The sequence below is a fragment of the Streptomyces sp. NPDC059900 genome, from assembly GCF_050270335.1.
Lineage (GTDB): Bacteria > Actinomycetota > Actinomycetes > Streptomycetales > Streptomycetaceae > Streptomyces.
Genome location: NZ_JBNNJZ010001007.1, coordinates 1 through 1,734, shown reverse-complemented (window position 1 = coordinate 1,734; position 1,734 = coordinate 1). Strand labels below are relative to the sequence as shown.

The 1,734-nt window shown below is 70.4% G+C and carries 1 protein-coding gene; it reads right to left on the bottom strand.

The genetic code is table 11. From position 1 onward, the window contains the following. Nucleotides 1–246 precede the first annotated feature (246 nt). Complete coding sequence (locus ACQKIP_RS46685) at nucleotides 247–1,209, bottom strand: AraC family transcriptional regulator (protein WP_365853522.1); 963 nt, start codon at nucleotides 1,207–1,209, stop codon at nucleotides 247–249. Between the last annotated feature and the right edge of the window lie 525 nt (nucleotides 1,210–1,734).

Genomic DNA, 1,734 nt, shown 5'->3' with positions numbered 1-1,734 from the left:
CCGTTCGGCTTCGCGCTGCCCAACGGTGCCATCAAGTACGGCGAAGTGCTGGGGTCATAGACGTCCGCCCGCCCTCCTGTGCGTGAACTTACCCCTTGCCGAACGGTGCCGGGACGGGCTCCAAGGCCCTGACGCCGGGGCTGTTCGGAGTGCGGGGGGGGCGCTGTATTACGGGCAGGTGCTCGGGCACTGAGACGCCGGTGACGGGGCGGAGCGCGGCTGATTGCGGCGGCGCACCGCCCTGGTCTAGGACTTGAGGGTGAGGCCGGGGGAGCGGCCGTACGCCAGGCGGTAGGCGGCGGCGAAGCGTCCCGGATGGAGAAAGCCCCAGCGGGCCGCGACGCCGGTGACGGTCTTGCCCGATGCCGGATCCGCTGCGGAAAGCTCCTCGTGCGCGTGATGGAGCCGGACCCGGCGCAGGTAGGCGGTGGGCGTGGTGTCCAGGTGCCGGCGGAAGGCGTACTGCAGAGCGCGCGGGGTGAGATGGACGGCGGCAGCGATCTCGGCGACGCCGATGTTGCGATGGGCGTTGTCCTCGGTGAACGCCTGCGCACGGCGCAGCAGCGCGGGCACGGCGGGCGGACGGTCCGGGCCCGATTCGAGGGGCGCGCCGTGCACGGCGGTGTTGGGGAAGACCGTCAGGACGGTCGCTGCGAGGAGCCGGGCGGCGTTGTCCCACAACAGAGGCTGCCCGGCGGCCTCGGGGCTGGCAAGCAGGTCCCGGGCGAGGTAGTCGATGGTGCGCTTCCATAACTGCGCGGCAGCCGGCGACAGGGGCTGGTGACCGGTGAAGCGTACGGATTCGCCGGCGACTTGAGTGACCGCCCCGGCGGGCAGGGTGACCGCGCGGGCGTCGAAGTCATGGCAGCGGCCCCGGGCGTCCAGGTCCGGATGACTCATCATCAGCACATCGCCGGGCCCGATGCGCTCGCTGTCCGGCCCGAAGCCCCGCTCCACCCTGCCGTTGTGGAGCTCGGTGATGATGAGATCCGGGGACGCGAAGCAGAAACTGTAGTCCGCGCGCAGGCGCATGTCGTCCACGGCGAAGGAGCCTGCGTCGGTGCGGACGTGCCGCCACGAGTCGGACTGCACGTCGTGCGTGCTCACATGGGGGCCGTACAGGTCGCGCAGGTATTGATCGAGGCTCTTGGGCTCGGCCCACTCGAAGACGGTCCGCACCGGCAGGGAGACGGGCTGGGAGGTGATCACGGGGTCACGTCCTGAGTGGGTGACGGAGCAGGATGCCGCACGCCTGGTGACGGGCGGCGATGAAGGGGCAGGGCGCGGCGGAGTCCGGCGGCGTGGTGTCGTCGTGACGGCGAAGAAGAGGGCGTACGGCAGGGCGCGCCCGTCGCGTTGCGTCGCGTGTGGGCATGGCGCCTCCCTCAGCCGGAATGCTGTGCCTGCCGTCTGAAACACCCGCTGCACGTTGTCTGCCCGGGATCGGAATTCCTGCCCCCTCTCAGACCTGGCCTGCGGCTTTTCGTAATCTGTCCTGCGCGGTCCCGCATTCTTCGTTCAGCTGGCAGACCGCGCCCACAGCACAGTGCCAGGCTAGCGGGCATGCCAAGCCCCATCAGGTCCTGAGAGGACGGCTGTTGCCGGCGAATGCTCCTCTGTGCCGGCGACGACCGCAGGCACGAGCGGAAACGCGGTCCCGCTTCAGTATCGGGCTCCCCCCATCCGCCTCATCGGCATTCGGCGCGTACCCAACCGCGCCGATGAGGCGGGCCC